The organism is Leeuwenhoekiella sp. A2 (assembly GCF_047946655.1).
Lineage (GTDB): Bacteria > Bacteroidota > Bacteroidia > Flavobacteriales > Flavobacteriaceae > Leeuwenhoekiella.
The window spans coordinates 3,392,108-3,413,732 of record NZ_CP172311.1; the positions used below are offsets into that span (position 1 = coordinate 3,392,108).

Here is a 21,625-nt window from a genome sequence, read left to right on the forward strand (position 1 = left end):
GGCTAAAATCGGGCACTCATTCTTACGTTAAAAACGCGAGGAGATAAGAAATTAGGGATGGCATATTGCTGTCTTGTTGATGCATCGCGCACATAAGTATTTGTAATGCTGTTCTGGCGATCAAATACATTAAAAATCTCAAAACCTATAGACAAATCTTTAAAGGGATTTAACCAATGTCCTTCAGGATAGGTTTTTTGTGCATCTGTAAAGACGTATGAGAAACCAGCATCTGCTCTAAAGTAGAACGGCAATGTACTTTGGTAATCATAAGGATCTGCATATCGTGGTGACCCGCCGGGCAAACCTGATTGATAAACCATATTCAGGTACATTTTTAAACTGGGAATATTAGGCACATAATCCTGAAACAAAGCGCCTACTTTTAAACGTTGGTCTGTTGGTCTTGCGATATAACCACGATCTTCAATGTTTTCTTCGGTTTTAAGATAACCCAGACTCACCCAACTTTCTGTGCCGGGAACAAATTCTCCGTTGAGGCGTATGTCAATTCCATAAGCATAAGCTTCAGCATTATTTCTGGCTCTGTAGCGTATTCTAACGTTCTCAAGTCTATATGGGTTTACATCTGTGAGCTTCTTGTAGTAAACTTCAGAAACCAGTTTAAACGGGCGATCTGCTAATTTAAAACTCCAGTCGTGACCTGCTACCATATGTATAGATCGTTGAGCTTTTACTTCGGGCCTAACCGTACCCAGAGAGTCTCTTAATTCTCTGTAAAAAGGGGGTTGATAATAAACTCCTCCCGCAAGACGAAATACCATATCCTGCTTCCAGTTTGGCTTTAAGCTAAATTGCCCTCTTGGGCTAAAAACTGTCTGCGTTACTGAAGAAATATCTTGCCCGCTCACCGTCCAGTTGTGCGCACGTACGCCCAGATTAAACCATCCTTCATTATCACCCAGATCTATGCGTTTGCTGTATTGTGTATAACCTGAAATTCTATTTATCTGCACGTCATTTTTCGCTCTTGAAGCGGTAAAAGGAACAATAGGCGAACTATATGCTGTGTATGGTTGATCATTTGCAAAATCAGGCAGGGGAGGGCGTATTGAGAATCCGGCAGAATCTATAATTTCATATTCCTGTAAACGGTCGCGTATATCTTCACGTGTATATTTTATGCCCCAGTCCAGCTGTGAGTCATCAATTTTATATTGGCCTTTATGCTCAATATTTATGATAAAAGCATCAAGATCGTTACGTGCATGTGTAAGCTGCGCGCCCACACCTTCAGTAAATTCTACCTCACCCAGATCTTCGTCACCTATAGAAGTATTGGGCGTGCCTAATCTATACTGAGCCAATATATCATAATATTCCTGCTCCTGAGTTTGGTAAGCAGAAGTTATTAGTTTTAAGGTCAAACTTTCTGAAGCCGCGTACGTTGCTTTTAAAGCGCCAAAGTACGTTTCGTATTTGTCTTGTTCCTGTCCTTCATAGAACACCAGAAGCGCTTTAGGATCTGCCAGCGTACCAAAGTTTGTTTGTCTGGTGAGCGGCTCATAATCGTATTTGTTAATGGCAATATTTCCTAAAAAGCCTATTTCTAGCTTATCGTTTACTAAGTAACTTAAATAAGTCTGTACGTCTGTAAAGCGAGGCTTAAAGTTAGTTTGTGTTTGCTTTGCATCTACCAGCAAACTATTATCGCGATACCTGGCACCTACAATTGCAGAAAGGCGACCGTTTTTGCTCAAACCTTCTGCAGAGACGCTCGCACCCATTAAACTTAGATCTACAGAAGCGCCAAAATCTGTAGGTCTTCTGTATGAAATATCGAGCACAGAAGACAATTTATCGCCATATTTTGCCTGAAAACCTCCCGCGCTAAAATTGACATCACGCACCAGATCTGTATTTACAAAACTCAACCCTTCCTGTTGACCAGATCTAACAAGAAAGGGACGATAAACCTCTATCTCATTTACATAAACCAGATTCTCATCATAATTACCACCGCGTACTGCGTATTGTGTACTTAGTTCATTATTAGAATTTACCCCGGGTAGCGTTTGCAGTAAATTTTCAACTCCGGGATTTGCACCGGGAATTCTGCGTATTACTTCAGGAGAAAGAGTAACAATTCCTTCTATTCGGGATTGATTATCTGCCGAAATCACAACCGCGTTTATTTGCTCTACTTTAGTATTGAGCACGGGGTTAAATTCTATTTCTTCTTTCGCTTTAAGCGAAAAACTAGCCGAAACCGGTTTAAAACCTACGTATGTAAATGTAATTGTCGTTTCTGTGTCTGCCGGGATTGCGATCTCGTAAAAACCGGTATCGTCACTTTGGGTGCCTGAAGAATTGAAAGTGATATTTACACCACCCAGCGGATTTTGATTTTCATCAAATACGATACCTTTAACGGTGGCATTCTGCGCCCATGAAGCACTGCAGATAAGCAGTAAAAAAATCGCCCTAAAAGCGCTAAAATCTCTCAAAAGAAGGCTATTTTCGGTAAAACTTAGCCGTAAATGTAGAACTATTTCCCACATTATCTGTAACGATAAGCTTAAAGTCGTTTTCAGAATCTGTTACTACGCCATCGCTAAAATCATGCACAAGTTCATCTGTCTTATAATCATACTCCATAAGTATGAATTTTCCGTTCACAGTAGCGCGGAAGCTTTTGATCCCAGACTTGTCATCTGTAATTTTAAATTTAAGCGTGTTGTATTTGCTCATCCACTTTCCGTCCTCAAGACCTTCAGATTTAATTCTAGGTCCGGTATTATCTATTCCTATCGCATAATCGCCCAGATTGCGCGTGCTGGCGCTTAACTTATCGCCATTAAGGCGGGAACCGGTGTAGTACAGTTTATCATTATAACCCACAGAACCTATATACAGTTTGTCGCGATCTTCAGGTTTGTATTCGCTTATATCTGCGGTTATGGTTACGCTTTTCTGTAGCGGGATGATGTCTTCATGCAAGTGAAGCTTGTTGTCTTTCTCATAAACATCAAGATAATAATCGTCATAGAAAGCGCCTTTGGGAATGTAGACGCTGTATTTATTTAGGTTAATGTTTAAGTTTTGATCTGCTTGCGCGAAATAATCTGTTTTTACAATTTCTTTAGGTTGTAAAATAGTGTCCTTTTTTACAGTAATAGGCACGAGTACAGAAGTGCGATTGCCTTTAAAATCATAAATATTTACATTATAAACATAATCATAACCTTCTTCGGTCAGGTTGAGCACTCCTTTATCGCTAGCTTCTTTATAAATACTCAATGGGTTATTGCGTTCTACAAACAATTTTTGAACGCGGTCCCTTTTGGTTTCAAAATATTCATAATCTATCATGCGGTTGATGTATCTCGTTTCTGCGAAAGAAAACTTATCCATCATGATCTCAACGTTTTGTTCGCCGTTAAAAGAGGTTTCAACTTTATAAATCCCATTGTGGTTGTTAGCTCCGTTTTGTTGATCTATCGCACCAATACCAAAACCTATCTTGCCATAAGCGGTTATTTTTTCGCTTAAAAAAGAGTTATTATTCTGCTTAGTAAACCTCAGTTTTTGCGGAAGCTGAGAGTTATTTACTTCACTACTGTCAGACAACGGATAAACAAAAAGATCATTTAAAACAGGCGCTCTGGTATCTTCAATGTTGATACCAAATTGCATGGGGTTCATGGGTCTTGCGTTTTTATCGCGTATCTCAAAGTGAAGATGCGGGCCGCCACTACCGCCGGTATTTCCGCTGTAAGCCACAACTTCACCCTGTGTTACGGTTAATTCGCCAGCTTTAGGGAAGATTTCTATTGCATATGATTCTTTATCATACTGTCTTTTTTTAACGTATGCTTCAATTTCTGGTGAGAATCTTTTAAGATGCGCATACACTGTGGTATAACCGTTAGGATGGTCTATGTATAATGCTTTGCCATAACCATAGCGTTGTATTTTTATACGGCTCACTGTACCTGAAGCACTTGCCAGCACCTCGAGACCTGTGCGTTGTTGCGTTTTAATATCGAGACCACTGTGAAAGTGGTTACTGCGCAGTTCACCAAAATTACCGGCAAGAACTAAAGGAATTTTTAAAGGGTTTATAAATTCTGTTTCCGGCTGTGAAGATTGCGCCGAAAGCATAGTTGAAAGTAATAATACAAAGAGGTACAGGGTATTTTTCATAGCACTGCAAGATAAAAATTTTGGAAACAAATGACATCTTAAAATACAATATGCTCTACACCTTTGCTTTAACATTAAAAAATAATATCTCGCTTATAGATTTACAGTATATGTTGAAAATTAACTCTAAATGTATTGGGTTATTAGTACTCGAATGTTAACTTTGTCTTACCAAGCATTGATAGTACCGCATATGAGTGAACTTTTAGAACGTGTTGATTCCTTGCAGAATACTATTAGTAAATTGCTTCACAGGCATGAGATTCTAAAGCAGAAACATGAGGCATTACAGGAAGAAAAAGAAAATCTGAAAAGCCAAAATGAGTTGTTGCTAAAGACCCTGGAAAACTGGGAGGCAAAGTACAGCACGCTTAAAGCAGCAAATGCTATGCTAGGCAGTAAAGATCATAAGAGGGAAACAAAGCTCAAAATAAATGCCATGATTCGCGAGATTGATGCGTGTATAGCACAGCTGGCAGATTAAGGTAAGTGTATGTCTGATAAGCTAAAAATAAAGATATCTATAGCAGACCGGGTATACCCGTTAACAATTAATCCTCAACAGGAAGAAGGATTGCGTAAAGCAGCTAAGGATATTGAGGAGATGATAAAGAAATTTGAGCAGAATTATGCTGTTCGGGATAAGCAGGATGTACTGGCAATGTGTGCCTTACAGTTTGCTTCTAAGACCATACAAAAGGATATTGACGGTGAGAAAGATCACGTTGAGGCCGCCAGACAACTGGAAAGCCTTGAGAGATTAGTAAAAAACCACTTGTCCTGACGTTCTTTAAAATAGAATTATTACTGCCTACATTGGTTATTTTTTTGATAAACTCAACACGAATTCTTTAAGGAGGGTGAGTTGAGGTTGTAAAAGCGCGCCGTTCCCTTTTAGGGACCTACGGATTCTTGATCAGCCTGTTAGCCCTAAACTTGTATTTAAGGAGTTTATACAAAATTCGCTTCCAATGTAGGCTTTTTTTATATATACAAACACCAAATGGAACATACCGTACTTTTATTTATAGTAGGAGTCATTGCGCTGGCAATAGGCTTTTTAATCGCTAAACTACTTGAGCGAAACAACGCTTCACAACTTGTGAAAAATGCAAGAACAGAAGCAGATCAAATAATTAAAGAAGCAAAAACAGAAGGAGAATCAATTAAAAAAGACAAAATTCTTCAGGCAAAAGAAAAGTTTATCGAGTTAAAATCTGAACATGAAAAAGTAATTCATGGCAGAGATAAAAAAATATCTGAAGCAGAAAAAAGAACGCGTGACAAAGAATCTCAGGTAAGTAACGAACTAAGCAAAAACAAAAAGCTTAATCAGGAAATAGAAGAGAAGGTTAAAGATTATAACGACCGTCTTGAATACATTGAGAAAAAGCAATCTGACATTGATAAACTTCACATTAGCACAGTACAGCAGTTAGAAGTAATTTCTGGTCTGCCCGCAGAGGAGGCAAAAGAGCAACTTATAGAATCGTTGAGAGATCAGGCAAAAAGTGATGCTATGGCTTTCATACAAACTTCTATGGAAGAAGCTAAGCTTACAGCAGAACAAGACGCTAAAAAGATAATCCTAAACACCATACAACGCATAGGTACAGAAGAAGCTATAGATAATTGCGTTTCTGTATTTAACCTGGAAAGCGATGATGTAAAAGGCCGCATCATTGGTCGTGAAGGACGAAACATTAGAGCTATTGAAGCAGCAACAGGAGTAGAGATTATAGTAGATGACACACCAGAAGCTATTATTCTATCCTGCTTTGACAGTGTGCGAAGAGAGGTTGCAAGACTTTCACTTCATAAATTAGTTACAGATGGTCGTATTCACCCGGCTCGTATAGAAGAGGTGGTAAACAAGACGACTAAGCAGATAGAGCAGGAGATAGTAGAAGTAGGTAAGCGTACGGTTATTGATCTGGGTATTCATGGTCTGCATCCTGAATTGATAAAAGCAGTAGGTAGAATGAAATATCGTTCTTCTTATGGTCAAAACCTGCTACAACACAGTAGAGAGGTAGCTAAACTTTGTTCGGTTATGGCTGCAGAGTTAGGTGTGAATCCTAAACTTGCAAAACGCGCCGGATTGTTACATGATATAGGTAAAGTGCCTGAAACTGAAAGTGAACTTCCTCATGCTTTATTAGGTATGGAGTGGGCAGAGAAACATGGTGAGAAACCTGAGGTTTGTAATGCAATAGGAGCTCACCATGATGAGATCGAGATGAAAAGCTTACTTGCACCTATAGTTCAGGTTTGTGATGCTATAAGCGGTGCAAGACCGGGAGCAAGACGTCAGGTGTTAGATTCTTATATACAACGATTAAAAGATCTTGAAGATATTGCCTTTGGTTTTGGCGGTGTAAATAAAGCTTACGCTATTCAGGCGGGACGTGAATTGAGAGTAATTGTAGAAAGTGAGAAAGTAAGCGACGAGAAAGCAGCTTCACTTTCGTTTGAAATTTCGCAGAAAATACAAACTGATATGACTTATCCCGGTCAGGTAAAAGTAACTGTAATACGAGAAACCAGAGCGGTAAATATCGCGAAGTAATTTCATCAGTAGTAGAATAAAAAAGCCCGATCTAATTTAGATCGGGCTTTTTTATTTTATAAAGTGTCTTAACTAATCCTCGTTAGACGATGATGAAGATTCATCCATAGAATGATATACGTTTTGTACGTCTTCGTCTTCTTCTATTTTTTCAAGCAGCTTCTCAACATCTTCAGCTTCTTCCGGGCTAAGTGCTTTAGTTACCTGCGGAATGCGTTCAAAACCAGAAGAAAGTATTTCTGTTCCTTTTTCTTCTAAAGCAGATTGTATAGCGCCAAAACTTTCAAAAGGAGCATAGATAAATATTTCATCCTCATCCTGAAAAACCTCTTCTGCACCGTAATCTATAAATTCAAGTTCGAGCTCTTCAACATCCAGACCTTCTGCAGCAATTTTAAAATTACAAGTATGGTCAAACATAAACTCAACAGATCCTGAAGTACCCAGGTTCCCATTACATTTGTTAAAATAGGAACGTATGTTTGCTACAGTACGGTTATTATTATCTGTCGCTGTCTCAATGAGTATTGCAATACCGTGAGGCGCATATCCTTCAAAAAGTACTTCTTTATATTCACCCAGACTTTTATCACTGGCACGTTTTATAGCGCGCTCAATGTTGTCTTTTGGCATGTTTACACTCTTCGCATTTTGTATTACAGCGCGTAGTCTTGAGTTGGTATCAGGATCTGGACCACCTTCTTTTACAGCCATCACAATGTCTTTACCTATGCGGGTAAAGGCTTTTGCCATAGCGCTCCAGCGCTTCATTTTACGTGCTTTTCTAAATTCGAATGCTCTTCCCATAGTAATATTATTTCGGGCGTAAATTTATAAAAAAGGATATATCTAAAACGGTTCTTTTTTACTTTCAGAAAAAAGCCGCTTTTAATAAAAAATATCGCTATTTAAGGCTAAAAATCAGCTTTTTAACCGCCAATAATGCTTTCAATTGTATGCGCCAGTTTAAAATCTCGATCTGTAACGCCGCCGGCATCATGGCTTGAAAGCGAAATTTTTAGTTCGTTGTACGAGTTGCTCCAGTCTGGGTGATGGTTCTGTACTTCTGCTTCAAAGGCAATACGCGTCATAGTTGCAAAAGCTTCTTTAAAATTTTCAAACTCGAGTGAAGTGTGAATCGCATTGTCACTGTACGTCCAGCCTTCAAGTTTTTGCAGGCGATCTTCTATTGTGATCTGGTCTAAAGTTTTCATAGTTAATTTTTTGATGTTATAAGTTAAATCGATTTTTGGTTAAATTCAACCGATTTTCGGCTTTAATTGAGTGATTTTTTTGAGGTTTTAAACTTACAAAACAAGTAGCCCATTGTTTTTTAATACCTGTAATGGTTTTGAAAACCAAAACAACTCAAAATCTTCAAATCTCTTTTCAAAATCTGTTTTTAGTGCAGAAAAGGTCGTTTTTTGCTCATTTTGAGGGGTTATTTTGCCTAAAATATCTAAAAACCATTCTCCTTTTTCTTTATCTAAAACGATTTGGAAGCTTTCAGTTTTATTATGAAAACTGAGATTTAATTGCTCCCAGGTTTGTCCCCGTTTTGATTTTGTTTGTGACGAAGCAACAGGAATATTACCTAACCAAAGGATTTGTGCATTTGGCTTAATATTAAAATTAGGAATAGTCTGCAGGCAGCTTTCTATAAAATTGTATTTAATAGTTGACTTTGGAATTTTAAATTCAAACCAATCCTGTAGTTGAATTTCAAAACCGATACCGTGCATATAATTGAAAAGTGACTTTTTAAGCCCAAAGCTAAATTTTGAATGGTCTATACCGGTTTTATCTATAAACTGAATGTCATTATTTGCAAACGAAATATTCTTATAGTCTGGTTTAATTCCATATTCTGAAGGATTTAAACCTACCGGACTGTGTGCTGTAAGCGCGAACTGATGCCAAAAGCCAGATTGTATAATTCCCAACTCAAAAAGCTGCCGTACCATCTCCAGACTGTCAACAGTTTCCTGCACAGTTTGCGTGGGATAGCCGTACATTAAATAGGAATGGACCATAATGTTAGCTTCGGTAAAATTGCGTGTTACCTGTGCGACTTGTTCTACGGTTACACCTTTGTCAATCAATTTCAATAAACGATCTGAAGCAACTTCGAGTCCGCCGGAAACTGCGATACAGCCGGAAGCTTTAAGCAACAAACAGAGATCTGCGGTAAAGTTCTTTTCAAACCTGATGTTCGTCCACCAGGTTACGCTGAGTTTTCGCTTTAAAATTTCTATAGCGAGCGCTTTCATCAAGGCCGGCGGCGAAGCTTCATCTACAAAATGAAACCCATTTTCGCCAGTTTGATCAATGAGTTGCTCCATGCGATCAACTAACAAACGGGCGGCTATTGGTTCATAGATTTTAATATAATCAAGCGAAATATCACAAAAAGTACACTTTCCCCAATAGCAACCATGCGCCATGGTAAGTTTGTTCCAGCGGCCGTCGCTCCATAAACTGTGCATGGGATTTGCAATTTCTATAACCGAAATATAATCTTTCAGCAACAAATCTGAATAATCTGGTGTACCCAGATCCTGCTGTTTATAATCGGGTTGTAATGCGTTATTCTTATAAACAACAGCGGAATTCTCTAGCAAATAAGTGCGTTTAAAAGTTGGCATTTCAGCTTCACTTTTACAAACCGCTTTGTGAAGCAATTCTATGGGAAGTTCGCCATCATCAAGCGTGATGAAGTCGAAAAATTCAAATACGCGCTTATCTGTTAGCGAGCGTAATTCTGTATTCGGAAAACCGCCGCCCATCGCGATTTTAACGTCAGGATAGCGGATTTTTATGTGTTGAGCACAGCGAAAGGCGCTATATAAATTACCGGGAAATGGGACTGAAAAACAAACCAATTTGGGTTTAACTTCTTGTAAACGCTGCTCCAGAATTTCTAAAGTAAGTTTATCTATGAAAGTGCTTTCTTGTTGTAGCTGAAGGTAAAGTTCATCAAATGAATTTGCACTTTGTCCCAGTCGTTCTGCATAGCGACTAAAACCAAAATTATCGTCGATACATTCAATAATAAAATCTGAAAGATCTTCCAGATAAAGTGTAGCCAGATGTTTAGCTTTATCTTGCATGCCCATATTTCCAAAAGCCCATTCCATATCGTCTAATTGGTCAAAACGGGAAGCTTGGGGCAGAAAATTATCTGTGCAGATTTGTCTGGCAAAAGTTGGGTTTTTACCCTGTAAAAAGGCGATTATCTCATCTAGCGGTTGTAGATAATCATTTCTTAAAGCATAAATGCGTTGACAGTTTTGAGAATGAATGGAGCCTTTCGCGAAAGCGATATTAAATAATTGAGTAAATGTTTTTTTAGAAAAAAGCTCAAGAATGACCTCAATTCCCAGATCCATTTGAAATGACGAAATGTTTTTGGTATTCAAAAATCCTTTTAAATAAGCCGTGGCAGGGTATGGCGTATTTAATTGCGTAAAAGGTGGAGTTATGAGTAATAGATCTTTCAAAGTAGTTGCAAATAAAATATAGCAAAGATAATTGAAAGCCGACTATAAAAGTGGATTTTAAACGCCTGTCTCAGTACTGATCGTCTTGGCTGTTTTTTCGCTTAAAGCACCGTTATTGAGTAAAATTGATGAATCTCAATTATTTGGATTTGATGATATTCATTTAAAATAATTTCGTAAATTTATGATTATCAAATAATTATGATTAATTAAATTCTTGTAAAACAGGATTCTGCTTTTCCCTCTTATTTCTCTTACTTACAGGCATATCCCTCATCCTTTCATTCTGCGCTGCTTTCTTAACAGTGTAAGTTGTAACACTTGATGTGTATGACTCCTTAGTAATCTCTTTAATATTATTTATTATGGAATCTGAAAAGACTGCATCTAAGAGTTTGTCTTGTCCTGAAATATGGCTACAGGTTAAACTTGATTACGCTACTGATTTATATACCATATTTGGTGTTTTATAGTCTAAAGATAAATGTAATCTTATCTCATTGTATAATTTGATTGCATTTTTTGCAGCTCTTTGTGCGTGGGCTGTATTTGTAAAGATCTGGTCCAGATAGAATTCATCTTTCAGAATGCCGTTTACGCGTTCTGCCATTGCATTTTCATAGCAGTGGTTTTCTTGTGTCATACTGATTGTATTTTGTTTCTTTTGAGGATTTGTGTGTAGACATTACTACAATACTGTATGCCCCTGTCCGAATGATGTATTAGTCCTTTGTTGTCCTTAGCTTGATATAAGGCTTTATTCAGGGCTCTTACACATCCTTTGAGCTCCAGGCTGTCACTCAGGTCATAACCTACAATTTTCCTTGAATACATATCTGTTATAAGGGCTAGATAACAAAATCCCTTAACGGTTCTAATATAGGTGATGTCTGACACCCATACTTGATTAGGTCTGTTGACTTCCACGTCTTTTATAATGTTGTTGTACTTATAAAAGCGATGGTGGGAGTTAGTTGTTCTGGCGCTATATTTCTTTCTAAGGGTCAGCATTTTATGTTCTCTTAGGACGTTGAACAAGGTATCTCTTCCGACTTTCAATTGTTGTTTTTCAAAGTCATGGGTTAAAGACTTGATAAGCTTACGAACGCCTTCTCTGGGCAAGGTCTTGCGTTTTTTCTTTACGATCTGTATGACCTGTTGTCTTTGCTCAGCCCTGCGGGTATACTTGTAATAGGCATCCCGCTTTAGCCCAAAACAGTCACATATAGTAGCTAATGAGGCAAATCCCTTGGCTTTTTGCTTAGCTATGATAAAGGCTTGATATTTAGTTTTTTTTTAAGCTCCAAGACGCTTTTATAGCCTAGTTTTTGGGCAGCTACTTCTAGATAGGCATCATCAACGAGTTGATCCATATCCTTTTTAAGAAGCAGTTTTTTAAGTTGCTCAATTTCTTTTTGGAGTGCTTTGATGCGTGTGATTTCGTCCTTTGTTTCTACCATAACCCTAGTATTCATTAAGTCTTTACGTTCATACTTTCTGATCCATTCATTGATGGTGGTGGGATTGATCCCATAGAGCTTACCTAGTTGGCTCTTGGTATACTTTCCAGTACTAAGTTCGTTTAAAATTTTTAATTTGAAGGGTTCGCTGTACCGTCTGGTTACTCAAAGGAAAAGAAAAAGCTATGGCTCATAGCCATCCTAAGTTTGTTTCTATTAAATTTCAATATCAATTCAAAAGAACAAAAGAGCAGAGTAAGGTTAGTATAGCCGTAGGAACTTCAGATTCCGTCAACAATGTAAATCCCTGCTCTTTTACTACTTAATTACCTTTAGTTCATTAGGCCTTTAGAGCTTGTTTTTAGGATGTTGTAAATCAAGTAGCTTGTTCTTTTCTAAATTAATTATTCTATGATTAAAAGTACATTATTTTTTGGGATAGATATTTCAAAGGACTGCTTTGATGTTTATTGCAGCCAAACTGGGCACAGTAGTTATTCCAATGATACGAAAGGTTTTAAAGTTTTTTTAAAGGCTATTCCGGAGAGTTCTCATTGTGTTATGGAAGCGACAGGCTGTTATCATCACCAGCTTGCTATGTTTTTGTATGGCAGGGGTATTTGTGTAAGTGTTGTAAATCCTTTGGTTATCAAAAGGTATATACAGATGAAGCTCAAGCGCGTAAAGACCGATAAGAGTGATGCTTTGATGATCTACAGGTACAGCTGTGAACAGGAGTTAGAGCATTGGGAACCAGACCCTGAGTATATAGAGAGCGGCAGAGAATTGCTATCATTAATACAAATGTATTTGAAGCAATCTACGGCCTTGAAGAACAAGTTGCACGCATTTGAGAGTCGTGGGCAGACTAAAGGCAAGATGATTACTTCCATAAAGCGTCAATTACGAGCTCTTAAAAAAGAGCGTCAGCTGTTGGAACAGGAGGTTGAGGCTTTGATAAAAGCGAATGAGCCATCCTTATACGCAAGACTCCAGACTATTCCAGGAATAGGTAAAAAGACAGCAGTATTATTGATGCTTAGTACGGCTAACTTCAAAGATTTTTTAAGTTATAAACAAGTATCATCCTATCTGGGATTAGCACCAAATGAACGTAGCTCTGGAAGTAGTATACGGGGAAGGTCGCGAATAAGTAAAACAGGCGACGGTCTTGTGCGTAACCATCTATTTATGTGCAGTTTTACCGCCTACATTCACAATGCGCAGTGCAAAGCTCTTTTTGATCGTATCGTGTCTAAGGGAAAGAGTAAGAAATTGGCTTTGATTGCAGTTTGTAACAAGCTGATAAAACAAGCGTTTGCAATAGCTAAATCCGGATTATGCTATGATGCTAACTACATGGTAAAATAAGTAGAAGAAAGCTTGGATTTTAGCTTAGTTCATTGTTATGGGCTGGTTTTATTTTGTCCAACCAACAGTTTTTTTCCATTCCTCAATTTCCTGTTTTCTTTTTTCAAAGTCTGTCGGTGGCGATTGTTTATTATTTTTAGCTTGTTTTCTTATAATTTTAGTTTGTTCTTCAATTGAATTAAGTCCAATGGATTTTCGCCTTTGATTCACTTTTTTCAAGTCATCAAAAATATTAGGGCTCAATTCTCCGCTTTCATCCCAATCAAATTGAGTTCCATAAAGTTGTGGTTTATTCTCAAAAACTGCTATTCGGTCAGTCAAGTATGCTAAATTTTTTGAATTGGCTTTATTTTGATGAACAGTAATTTCTAATAATTTCACACATTTTTTCATAAAGTTAGGTTGTCCGATAGAATGTTGTATTATTAACCAAGTTGCTTCATTTGCTTCTTTGCCCACTTTGTCAAGCGTTGGATAACCTATTTTGTTTATTATTTCATTTAGAGTTTTAGCATTTTTGTTGTGAATTTCAGCCATTTCTTTATTGTAGCCTTCACCAAGTTTTCCACTTTCAATTAGCTTTTCACGAAATTCCAAATCAGTATTTTTCAGTTCGATTATTTTTTCAGCAATTTCGTTGTAATTCATTCTGTTAATTGTGTGTTCAACTTGCCCATAACGTTTCAGCTAAAAGTTCGTTGCGGAAAATGTCCGCAGGACTTTTCCGCCGTGCAGGAAAGGTAGCAAAACAGCGAGAATTTTCGATAGAAAATTCTACCGCAATGACTTTTAGGTATTGTTACCACACGTTTTTTTATCCGCGCTGCCGAAAGTAGCAACAATCCTAATCATTTTTTATTAAAGTACAACTTGGTAAATTTCGATTTTCAGCGTCCGAGTAAAGTCCGCTGCGCTTTTATCTCATATTATTTTTCTATTAAAATTCCCTATTTTTTGGTCATTTCCCACCGATTTTTTAATTGTTTAAACCACTTTTTTACATTCGGTTTGATAAAAATCCGCTGCGTTTTTTTGTCGGTTTTTTTTACGTCTGAGTAAAAGTCCACAGCGAAACGATTTTGTTGGATATCGACCGATTTTCGTAGAGTTTAGAGCGATTTTTTTTTGCACGGAATTTGCAAAATGTGTGGTAACGTTTCGCGGATATGAGCCGTAACGCCTCACCTCCGCTCACTAAAGGTATCATATTTTTTCAAAAGACGATACCTTCACAGAAATGATGGGGCGTTATGGCTTATATGCGCTGTTGTGTTTAGTTCTTTCGCCCTCGACAATTGCCTTAGCAAAAGGGGCGAAAAGGACGGAGTTGTGCAGCTTCGCGTACTGATTTGGAAAAAATGGAAAATCATGGGTGCGGCCTTGCCCTATGGTCTTTATCTGGGGATAAACCCCGTCGGGCAAGCGTTTTTATTCGTTTAGATTACGGATCCATGCGGTATCGAACTTGACATTGTCAAAAAAAATCGCTACCTTATTCAAGTCTTTTAACGATTCTCAACGTTGGAAAGTGGGCTTTCCACGATGACAATCGCTAAAGACTTGAGCAGCTTTATCAAGCTGCATTGACCCTCCATTCTAAACGAATAAAAACCACCCATTCCAAAAAAGCTGCGCAATTAAATACAACTTGTTTATATGCGTACTAAATATACTTTTATTTATCTAAACTAGGACGATATGTGCACCTTTGGTGCTTATTACATATATCAAATGAATGGAAGCCTGAAAAATTCCCATAATGGTCTTATGTTTTATAGCATTATAAATTATTGACTTCTCATCTGTATAAGTCAAAAATTTCAAGTTGATTTAAAAAGCTGCGAATCCCAAAATTGATTGTATATTATAACCAAATCAAGGTAATTAAAATCTCTGGAAGGTTAAATTTGCATAAAATTAATTTTATGGGCAATTCTCAAATATATCAATTACAACCCGTTTCCGTTTGGAAGAATTTCGCAGACCTTAATGCAGTTCCACGCCCTTCTAAAAAAGAAGATCGCGTCATAGATTTTATGAAGCAGTTTGGTGAAAATCTTGGGCTGGAAACTTTTGTAGATCATGTGGGCAATGTTATTATTAAAAAACCGGCGACAATCGGTATGCACGATAGAAAAGCGGTGATCCTTCAGTCGCATCTTGATATGGTTCATCAAAAAAACAACGACACTACCTTTAATTTTGATGAGCAGGGTATCCAGATGCAAATAGCAGGTGATTGGGTTAAGGCGCAAGGCACTACGCTGGGTGCAGATAATGGTCTCGGTGTTGCGACTATTATGGCGCTTCTTGAGAGCAAAAATATTCCGCATCCCGCTATAGAAGCGCTTTTTACGATAGATGAAGAGACCGGCATGACTGGTGCAATGGGCTTAAAAGGTGGTATTTTAAACGGTGATATTTTACTAAATCTGGATACCGAAGAAGATGATGAGATAGGGGTAGGCTGTGCCGGCGGTATAGATATCACCGCCACGAGAACTTATAAGGAAGAACCTGTTGAAGCAGGAAAAACCGGTTTTGAGATTGTGGTTAACGGCTTGCAAGGTGGTCATTCTGGGATGGAAATTCATAAAGGTCTGGGTAATGCAAATAAGATCATAAATCGGTTATTTACTGACGGATTTGAAAATTACGGAATAAGAATTTCATCAATAAATGGTGGTGGATTACGGAATGCGATTCCTCGCGAAAGCGTTGCCTGTATCAATATAGATTCCGTTCATAAGGATGCTTTTTTAGAAGACATGAATGAGCTGGCCGAAACGATAAAAGATGAATATAAAAGTATAGATCCTGATCTTAAATTTACATTTACTGAAGCTGAAGCATACAAAACGGTAATAGATCTTGGTGTGCAGGAAGGTTTTATACGAGCGATGCAGACTGCCTGGAATGGCGTTTTTCGTATGAGTCCGGATATTGCAGATTTAGTAGAAACCTCTAATAATGTAGCTCGCGTTTCAGTAGGGAATGGAAAGATTGAAGTTCTGTGCCTAACGCGCTCTTCTGTAGAATCTACGCGTACAGATCTTGCTAACACCATTCGCAGTGCTTTTGAACTTATAGGTTGCGATGTTGAATTTTCGGGTGAATACCCGGGCTGGAAACCTAATATGGACAGCGCTATACTGAAGGTTTTAGTAGAGAAATATAAAAAATTGAACAATGCAGAACCTCATGTCGCCGCTTGTCATGCAGGTTTAGAATGTGGTATTCTGGGCCAGAATTACCCTGATGTTGATATGATCTCTTTTGGCCCCACAATTAAAGGAGCTCATTCTCCAGATGAGCGCGTTAGTATATCTTCAGTGCAAAAATTCTGGATATTTATTCAGGAGATATTAAAAGATATTCCTGTTAGAGTGTAATAAATCCATTACTCTAAATAAAAAAAAGGTGTCGCACAACGTGACACCTTTTTAATTATAATTCGGTAAGAATTTTATCCTTCTGTTTGTTTTTTCATTAGAATACTCTGAAACTTTTGTTGTAGGCCCTTATCGTTTTGAAGTGCCATAGCCACCGCTTTATAACGATCTAACGTTAAACCGCTATCTTCAATAATAGCTTCCATTTTAGTTTCCAGTTCAGGCTGCATTTTTTCTAGTTCGCCTACAATTGCAGCGTGCATTTTCATTTCTTCGTCTGTAACTTCAAGTTTGCTGTTAGGATCCATTGTTGATTTTTGAATCTCATTGAAGCGTTGTATATTAAGCCCTTTATCTTTTATGATTCCCATCATTTCCTGCTGGGCGGTTTGGTTTTCTACCTGTACTTCTTTAAATGCATCTGCAAACTTATTCAGTTCTGCAGTAGATACTTCAGTAGCAGCGGTTGTTGCTGCCGGAGCTGTTGTCTCCTGTGCCTGGGTTGTTAAACTCATACCGCCTATTAAAGCTCCTGCGAGCACTAACTTTAGAATATTATTTTTAAATCTTATCATGTTCAAAATTTTTAATGTGAATTGCAAAGTTTAGTAAAATCAATGTCAGGCAACCTAATTTTAATACACAAACTGCCATTTTTTAGAAGAGCTTAACATCTGCCGACATGTTTTCTTAAAAATTGAACATAAAAAAACCGCTGATGTGTACAGCGGTTTTTTTTTCGCTTTAAGCGAAATTCTTATTTGCTTTCTTCTCCTTTGATAGAAACAATCTCGATCTCAAAAATTAGATCTGCCTTGGCTGGAATCACAGCATAACCGCGCTCTCCATAAGCCAGGTGATAAGGAATGAAAAGTGTTGCTTTATCGCCCACTTTCATTTGTTGTACTCCTTCTTTAAAACCCGCGATCATACGCGCATCTGGGCTGTAAGCCACTTCAATACATTCATACTGACCTTCTGGGCGGGTTTGTTTTTCATATTCATCTGCAACCTCTTTTATGCTGGTGTCAAAAAGTTCACCATCGCTAAAATAACCTGCATAATCTACAAGAACTGTCTGACCAAGTTTAGGTTTAGGGCCATCTCCTTTTTTCTGAAAATAGATCGCTAGTCCACTTTCCAGAGTATCTGCCTGTGCACGTTGCTCATCAAATTTAGCTGTTACCGCTTTCAGCTTTTCAGCTTTTGCTTCAGCTGCAGCACGATCTTCTTCAGCTTTTTTAGCAAGTTCTTTATCAAAAACGGCAGGAGCATCAAATTTTTTGGCAGCGTTACCTTTTCGTATAATCGTTATCTTTTGAATGTTTACAGGTGTTTTAGGTCTTCCCATCTGTGGGTTTTCCATTTCTACTTCTGTGATAGAATCAAGTACATCAAAACCTTTTATTAGTCTGCCAAAAACAGTGTGACAGCTTACTCTTGGGTTTTCACAATCTTTTAGTGTACCTGCAAGATCGTAACCGTCTAAATGTGGAGTAGCGGCATCTGTGATAAAAAACTGACTTCCGTTTGTACCAAATCCTGAATTTGCCATAGATAAAACACCGGTAGTATCATGGCGCAGTTCTGGTCTTAGTTCATCAAAAAACTTGTAGCCCGGGCCACCGCTTCCTGTACCTTCAGGATCGCCACCTTGTATCATAAAATCTTTGATGATGCGGTGAAATGTGAGTCCGTCGTAGAAAGGTTTTCCTTTGTATGCAGAATCTACGGCTTTGCTGTTTCCTTCTGCCAGAGATACAAAACTAGCTACAGTTGCAGGGGTTTTATTAAAATAAAGTTGAGCAAGCATAGTGCCCTTATCTGTTTGTATTGCAGCGTACATCCCGTCTTCAAGATCTGGATATTTGTCGTCGCAGGCAACAAAGGCAAGCATAAGTGTAAAAAGAACCAGTGATAGTTTTTTCATAATTAATCTTCAATGTTATTTGTTTTTATTTGATTTAGGGTAACCGTAGATTGAATAGGCAGGTTAGAGCCTATTTTATCTTCATAACCGTAGTAGCCAAAGGCTTTATGAGAAGGGAAAAGGAAAGTAACCGTTTCTCCTTCTTTCATAAGTTTTAATCCCTCGCGCAAGCCAGAAATTAATTCTTGATTGCTTTGGTCTATCTGGTAGTTCTGTGTGCCCAGATCTTTCTGAGTGAGAATTGTTTTGCCATCAAGGCTTTTAATATCGTAATCAAAATTTACCAGATCTCCTATTACAGGTTTTTGAGTTGTGCTCGTGTCTTGTACATTATAATAGTACCAGAAACCACTGGCAGATGAGAAATATTCTCTATCTGGATTTTGATTGATGATAGATTCTATAATATTTTCTTCTTTCTCATTGAGCTTTTTATTACGCTCTATAGAAGCTTCTATAGTCGAACCGGTTTTTTGAGAGATAGGTCTGCGTGCTTCTGGAGTTTTACAGGCGAAAACCGTAAAGAGAACCGCAATCGCTGTCAAGAATCTATTCATGTAGGGCTTCTTTATATTGGGGTAATATACTAATAAAATATGCAACGGTTTCAGCAAGTGAATCATCACTTTTACCACCGGCTGCATTGATATGACCACCACCTGAAAAGTGCGTTCTGGCCATTTCATTTACAGAGAAATCACCTTTTGATCGCAATGATATTTTCACAATATTATCTTGTCTGCTTTCTATAAAAATGGCAGCAAGTTTTATACCATCAAGTGAGAGCCCGTAGTTCACAAAACCTTCTGTGTCTCCTTTTTGATAATTAAAAGTATCGAGTTCATCCTGAGTGAGTGTAATAAATGCGGTTTTATATCCTGGCACTTCTGTGAGATTTGTAAGCGCTTTGCCCAGAAGTTGCATCCTGTGAAAGCTGTTAGCATCATAGATTTGCTCATGAATATATGCATTATCTGCACCATGATCTATAAGATGAGCAATTACACGATGTGTTTCTGACGTGGTAGAACTAAACCTGAAAGAACCGGTGTCTGTCATAATACCGGTGTACATGCAGGTAGCCATATCTTTATCTATAAGATCTGTAGCTTCTAATTGCTCTAAGGTATGATAAACCATCTGACTGGTAGCGCAAATTGTCACGTCGCTGTATGTAACTACAGCATAATCATCAGGTTGTTGATGATGATCTATCATGACAAAATCTGCTGTGGCTTCTTGTAAAACATCACCCATTTCGCCAGTACGTGAGAGTGCGTTGAAGTCTAAAGTGAAAATAAGATCAGCTTCGGCAATTTTAGAGTTAGCTTCCTCTTTATTGTGCTCATATTTTAAAACGGTATCTTCACAAGGTAACCATTTTAAAAATTTAGGATAATCGTTAGGAGCGATCACTAGAGCATCATGCCCTGTTTTTTTTAGGTAAATATAAAGGGCAAGTGTTGAACCCATTGCATCACCATCTGGGTTCTTATGTGGTACAATCACTATCTTTTTAGGCGCTGAAAGTAGCGACTTAAGCTTTAATACTGCTTCTTTATTCATAAGGGGCGAAGATACAATTTCTTCATAGAGAGATAATATTAGAAACTTTAATTTTGACTTAAACCAATATTAACCAATGAGAAGTTTCCTTTTTAGTTCAAAAAACGAATTCACAATTAAATTATTGCTCCCTATTTGTTTGGCATTTAGTCAATTTGGCTCTAGCCAAAACAAAACAGATATTTCAGATTTTACAATTGCTTTTGGTTCTTGTAATAAGACGCAGTTGCCTAATCTGTACTGGGACGATATTCTTAAAATTAAACCAGATGTTTTTATCTGGGGCGGGGATGTGGTCTACGCAGATACTGATAATATGAAGAAGATGACCCAGTTTTATGAGCGACAAAATGAAGTGCATGCTTATAAAAAACTTCGTTCAAGCATTCCTATTATGGGCACTTGGGATGATCATGATTATGGTCTCAATGATGGTGGTGCAGAATACGCGAAAAAGGATGAAAGTCAACAGCTTTTTCTTGATTTTCTAAATGTGAGTCAAAGTGATCCCAGAAGAACCAGAGAAGGGATTTATTATTCAAAAACCTTTACTATAGATACGGTTTCTGTAAAAGTCATTCTGCTTGACACGCGTTACTTTAGAAGCGCATTAACGCCAGCTACTGAAAAAGGGAAACGTTACAAACCTAACGATTATGGCGAAGGCACCATGTTGGGTGATGCGCAATGGGATTGGCTTCAGGATGAACTTACAGAGGGTGCAGATTACAATGTTATCATGAGTAGTATACAATTATTAAGTGCAGAACACGGTTTTGAGACTTGGGGCAATTTTCCGCATGAGGTAGACAGGTTTATAAAATTGCTGCAAGAAACCAAAGCAAATAATGTAATCGTTTTAAGTGGCGACAGGCACATTTCTGAATTTTCTAAAAAGGAAATTAATGGTTTAAATTATCCCTTGATAGATTTCACCGGCAGCGGACTCACACATTCTTATACGGCATACAGCGGTGAACCTAATAAATACAGGGTAGGCGAGGTTGTTAGCTCGACCAGTTTTGAAACCCTTGACTTTGATTTTATGAATGCCACGGTAACTTTTAAGATACGCGGTGATGATGGTAAGGTGTTGCAGGAATTAAAACAGGTTTATTAATACAAAAATTGAGGTTTTTAACCTAAAAATCTTAGTTTTGCAGCGTTTTTAAAAAATAAAGTTTTCGCTTTTGCGAAAATTAAAACAAGAAAAATGGCGACAAACAGAACATTTACAATGCTTAAGCCTGATGCTGTAGAAAACGGTCATATAGGTGCAATTTTAGAAAAAATAAACTCAGCTGGATTTCGCATTGTTGCGATGAAGCTTACACAAATGACTCTTGCAGATGCAAAAGAATTTTACGGTGTACATAAAGAACGGCCTTTCTTTGGTGAATTGGTAGAATTTATGACGCGCGGGCCAATTGTAGCTGCTGTACTTGAAAAAGAGAATGCAGTAGAAGATTTTCGTACGCTTATAGGTGCTACAAACCCTGCAGATGCTGCAGAAGGTACAATACGTAGTTTATATGCGACTTCTATGGGAGAAAATGCTGTACATGGTAGCGACAGTGATGAGAACGCTGCAATTGAGAGCGCTTTTCATTTTTCAGGACGTGAAATGTTCTAGAAAATTTCATTTAATAATACAGAAAAACGCTACCAAA

19 protein-coding genes, 1 other RNA gene and 1 pseudogene are annotated in these 21,625 nt (G+C 37.9%); 8 read left to right on the forward strand and 13 right to left on the reverse strand.

What is annotated here, in order from left to right; translation table 11 throughout:
* Window positions 1-2: 2 nt before the first annotated feature.
* Window positions 3-2,522 carry a TonB-dependent receptor gene (locus ACH3PA_RS14940; RefSeq protein WP_416442760.1) on the reverse strand — a complete coding sequence of 840 codons (2,520 nt, stop codon included), beginning with the start codon at window positions 2,520-2,522 and terminating at the stop codon, window positions 3-5.
* Window positions 2,476-4,167 carry a M23 family metallopeptidase gene (locus ACH3PA_RS14945; RefSeq protein ID WP_416442758.1) on the reverse strand — a complete coding sequence of 564 codons (1,692 nt, stop codon included), beginning with the start codon at window positions 4,165-4,167 and terminating at the stop codon, window positions 2,476-2,478. Before ACH3PA_RS14945 ends, ACH3PA_RS14940 begins: the two co-directional genes overlap by 47 nt.
* A 193-nt stretch (window positions 4,168-4,360) precedes the next feature.
* On the opposite strand from ACH3PA_RS14945, the gene ACH3PA_RS14950 reads away from it, so the two are divergent.
* The 4 genes from ACH3PA_RS14950 (at window position 4,361) to rny (ending at window position 6,736) form a co-directional block, all read left to right on the forward strand.
* Window positions 4,361-4,651 carry a hypothetical protein gene (locus ACH3PA_RS14950; protein WP_416442756.1) on the forward strand — a complete coding sequence of 97 codons (291 nt, stop codon included), beginning with the start codon at window positions 4,361-4,363 and terminating at the stop codon, window positions 4,649-4,651.
* Window positions 4,652-4,660: 9 nt separating this feature from the next.
* On the forward strand, window positions 4,661-4,951 hold the full coding sequence (locus ACH3PA_RS14955) for a cell division protein ZapA (RefSeq protein WP_416442754.1): 291 nt from the start codon (window positions 4,661-4,663) through the stop codon (window positions 4,949-4,951).
* A gap of 51 nt (window positions 4,952-5,002) precedes the next feature.
* Window positions 5,003-5,120, forward strand: a non-coding RNA gene (ssrS, locus tag ACH3PA_RS14960) — 6S RNA.
* Window positions 5,121-5,170: 50 nt separating this feature from the next.
* Complete coding sequence (gene rny / locus ACH3PA_RS14965; RefSeq protein ID WP_416442752.1) at window positions 5,171-6,736, forward strand: ribonuclease Y; 1,566 nt, start codon at window positions 5,171-5,173, stop codon at window positions 6,734-6,736.
* 72 nt (window positions 6,737-6,808) lie between these two features.
* On the opposite strand, the gene ACH3PA_RS14970 is transcribed toward rny, so the two are convergent.
* The 6 genes and pseudogenes from ACH3PA_RS14970 to ACH3PA_RS14995 all read right to left on the reverse strand — a co-directional run.
* Window positions 6,809-7,543: a YebC/PmpR family DNA-binding transcriptional regulator gene (locus ACH3PA_RS14970; RefSeq protein WP_416442750.1), complete on the reverse strand. Its 735-nt coding sequence runs from the start codon at window positions 7,541-7,543 to the stop codon at window positions 6,809-6,811.
* Between the two features lie 122 nt (window positions 7,544-7,665).
* Window positions 7,666-7,950 carry a 4a-hydroxytetrahydrobiopterin dehydratase gene (locus ACH3PA_RS14975; protein WP_416442748.1) on the reverse strand — a complete coding sequence of 95 codons (285 nt, stop codon included), beginning with the start codon at window positions 7,948-7,950 and terminating at the stop codon, window positions 7,666-7,668.
* A gap of 93 nt (window positions 7,951-8,043) precedes the next feature.
* A complete protein-coding gene (locus ACH3PA_RS14980; RefSeq protein WP_416442746.1) occupies window positions 8,044-10,236 on the reverse strand; it encodes a B12-binding domain-containing radical SAM protein in 2,193 nt (730 codons plus the stop codon).
* Between the two features lie 433 nt (window positions 10,237-10,669).
* Complete coding sequence (locus ACH3PA_RS14985; RefSeq protein ID WP_416442744.1) at window positions 10,670-10,879, reverse strand: integrase core domain-containing protein; 210 nt, start codon at window positions 10,877-10,879, stop codon at window positions 10,670-10,672.
* A complete protein-coding gene (locus ACH3PA_RS14990) occupies window positions 10,876-11,508 on the reverse strand; it encodes an IS3 family transposase (protein WP_416448554.1) in 633 nt (210 codons plus the stop codon). Before ACH3PA_RS14990 ends, ACH3PA_RS14985 begins: the two co-directional genes overlap by 4 nt.
* Window positions 11,502-11,843, reverse strand: a pseudogene (locus ACH3PA_RS14995) (transposase); the annotation flags it as partial. The gene ACH3PA_RS14990 and the pseudogene ACH3PA_RS14995, both read right to left, overlap by 7 nt.
* 264 nt (window positions 11,844-12,107) lie before the next feature.
* Between ACH3PA_RS14995 and ACH3PA_RS15000 the strand changes: the two are divergent.
* Window positions 12,108-13,067 carry an IS110 family transposase gene (locus tag ACH3PA_RS15000; protein ID WP_416441748.1) on the forward strand — a complete coding sequence of 320 codons (960 nt, stop codon included), beginning with the start codon at window positions 12,108-12,110 and terminating at the stop codon, window positions 13,065-13,067.
* Window positions 13,068-13,115: 48 nt separating this feature from the next.
* Here the strand turns inward: ACH3PA_RS15000 and ACH3PA_RS15005 are convergent, their stop codons facing one another.
* Window positions 13,116-13,715, reverse strand: coding sequence for a DUF6624 domain-containing protein (locus ACH3PA_RS15005; RefSeq protein WP_416448263.1), 600 nt, complete (start codon window positions 13,713-13,715; stop codon window positions 13,116-13,118).
* A 1,277-nt stretch (window positions 13,716-14,992) separates the two neighbouring features.
* On the opposite strand from ACH3PA_RS15005, the gene ACH3PA_RS15010 reads away from it, so the two are divergent.
* Window positions 14,993-16,459 (forward strand): aminoacyl-histidine dipeptidase, encoded by a 1,467-nt coding sequence (locus ACH3PA_RS15010; RefSeq protein ID WP_416448264.1) that lies wholly within the window; start codon window positions 14,993-14,995, stop codon window positions 16,457-16,459.
* 74 nt (window positions 16,460-16,533) lie between these two features.
* Here the strand turns inward: ACH3PA_RS15010 and ACH3PA_RS15015 are convergent, their stop codons facing one another.
* The 4 genes from ACH3PA_RS15015 to ACH3PA_RS15030 form a co-directional block, all read right to left on the reverse strand.
* On the reverse strand, window positions 16,534-17,034 hold the full coding sequence (locus ACH3PA_RS15015) for a DUF4168 domain-containing protein (RefSeq protein WP_416441776.1): 501 nt from the start codon (window positions 17,032-17,034) through the stop codon (window positions 16,534-16,536).
* Between the two features lie 182 nt (window positions 17,035-17,216).
* Window positions 17,217-18,389 (reverse strand): peptidylprolyl isomerase, encoded by a 1,173-nt coding sequence (locus ACH3PA_RS15020; protein ID WP_416441778.1) that lies wholly within the window; start codon window positions 18,387-18,389, stop codon window positions 17,217-17,219.
* Between the two features lie 2 nt (window positions 18,390-18,391).
* A complete protein-coding gene (gene gldI / locus ACH3PA_RS15025) occupies window positions 18,392-18,946 on the reverse strand; it encodes a gliding motility-associated peptidyl-prolyl isomerase GldI (RefSeq protein ID WP_416441780.1) in 555 nt (184 codons plus the stop codon).
* Entirely contained in the window at window positions 18,939-19,955 is a 1,017-nt protein-coding gene (locus tag ACH3PA_RS15030) for a DHH family phosphoesterase (RefSeq protein ID WP_416441782.1), read from the reverse strand. The genes gldI and ACH3PA_RS15030 overlap by 8 nt, the downstream gene beginning before the upstream one ends.
* A gap of 76 nt (window positions 19,956-20,031) precedes the next feature.
* On the opposite strand from ACH3PA_RS15030, the gene ACH3PA_RS15035 reads away from it, so the two are divergent.
* Complete coding sequence (locus ACH3PA_RS15035; protein ID WP_416441784.1) at window positions 20,032-21,075, forward strand: alkaline phosphatase D family protein; 1,044 nt, start codon at window positions 20,032-20,034, stop codon at window positions 21,073-21,075.
* Window positions 21,076-21,168: 93 nt separating this feature from the next.
* On the forward strand, window positions 21,169-21,588 hold the full coding sequence (locus ACH3PA_RS15040; RefSeq protein WP_416441786.1) for a nucleoside-diphosphate kinase: 420 nt from the start codon (window positions 21,169-21,171) through the stop codon (window positions 21,586-21,588).
* Window positions 21,589-21,625: the final 37 nt, after the last annotated feature.

Bases quoted from the DNA above. Each gene is read 5' to 3' on its own strand.
- ACH3PA_RS14940 (WP_416442760.1), bottom strand. From the start codon at position 2,522: ATGTGGGAAATAGTTCTACATTTACGGCTAAGTTTTACCGAAAATAGC.
- ACH3PA_RS14945 (WP_416442758.1), bottom strand. From the start codon at position 4,167: ATGAAAAATACCCTGTACCTCTTTGTATTATTACTTTCAACTATGCTT.
- ACH3PA_RS14950 (WP_416442756.1), top strand. From the start codon at position 4,361: ATGAGTGAACTTTTAGAACGTGTTGATTCCTTGCAGAATACTATTAGT.
- ACH3PA_RS14955 (WP_416442754.1), top strand. From the start codon at position 4,661: ATGTCTGATAAGCTAAAAATAAAGATATCTATAGCAGACCGGGTATAC.
- rny (WP_416442752.1), top strand. From the start codon at position 5,171: ATGGAACATACCGTACTTTTATTTATAGTAGGAGTCATTGCGCTGGCA.
- ACH3PA_RS14970 (WP_416442750.1), bottom strand. From the start codon at position 7,543: ATGGGAAGAGCATTCGAATTTAGAAAAGCACGTAAAATGAAGCGCTGG.
- ACH3PA_RS14975 (WP_416442748.1), bottom strand. From the start codon at position 7,950: ATGAAAACTTTAGACCAGATCACAATAGAAGATCGCCTGCAAAAACTT.
- ACH3PA_RS14985 (WP_416442744.1), bottom strand. From the start codon at position 10,879: ATGACACAAGAAAACCACTGCTATGAAAATGCAATGGCAGAACGCGTA.
- ACH3PA_RS15000 (WP_416441748.1), top strand. From the start codon at position 12,108: ATGATTAAAAGTACATTATTTTTTGGGATAGATATTTCAAAGGACTGC.
- ACH3PA_RS15005 (WP_416448263.1), bottom strand. From the start codon at position 13,715: ATGAATTACAACGAAATTGCTGAAAAAATAATCGAACTGAAAAATACT.
- ACH3PA_RS15010 (WP_416448264.1), top strand. From the start codon at position 14,993: ATGGGCAATTCTCAAATATATCAATTACAACCCGTTTCCGTTTGGAAG.
- ACH3PA_RS15015 (WP_416441776.1), bottom strand. From the start codon at position 17,034: ATGATAAGATTTAAAAATAATATTCTAAAGTTAGTGCTCGCAGGAGCT.
- ACH3PA_RS15020 (WP_416441778.1), bottom strand. From the start codon at position 18,389: ATGAAAAAACTATCACTGGTTCTTTTTACACTTATGCTTGCCTTTGTT.
- gldI (WP_416441780.1), bottom strand. From the start codon at position 18,946: ATGAATAGATTCTTGACAGCGATTGCGGTTCTCTTTACGGTTTTCGCC.
- ACH3PA_RS15030 (WP_416441782.1), bottom strand. From the start codon at position 19,955: ATGAATAAAGAAGCAGTATTAAAGCTTAAGTCGCTACTTTCAGCGCCT.
- ACH3PA_RS15035 (WP_416441784.1), top strand. From the start codon at position 20,032: ATGAGAAGTTTCCTTTTTAGTTCAAAAAACGAATTCACAATTAAATTA.
- ACH3PA_RS15040 (WP_416441786.1), top strand. From the start codon at position 21,169: ATGGCGACAAACAGAACATTTACAATGCTTAAGCCTGATGCTGTAGAA.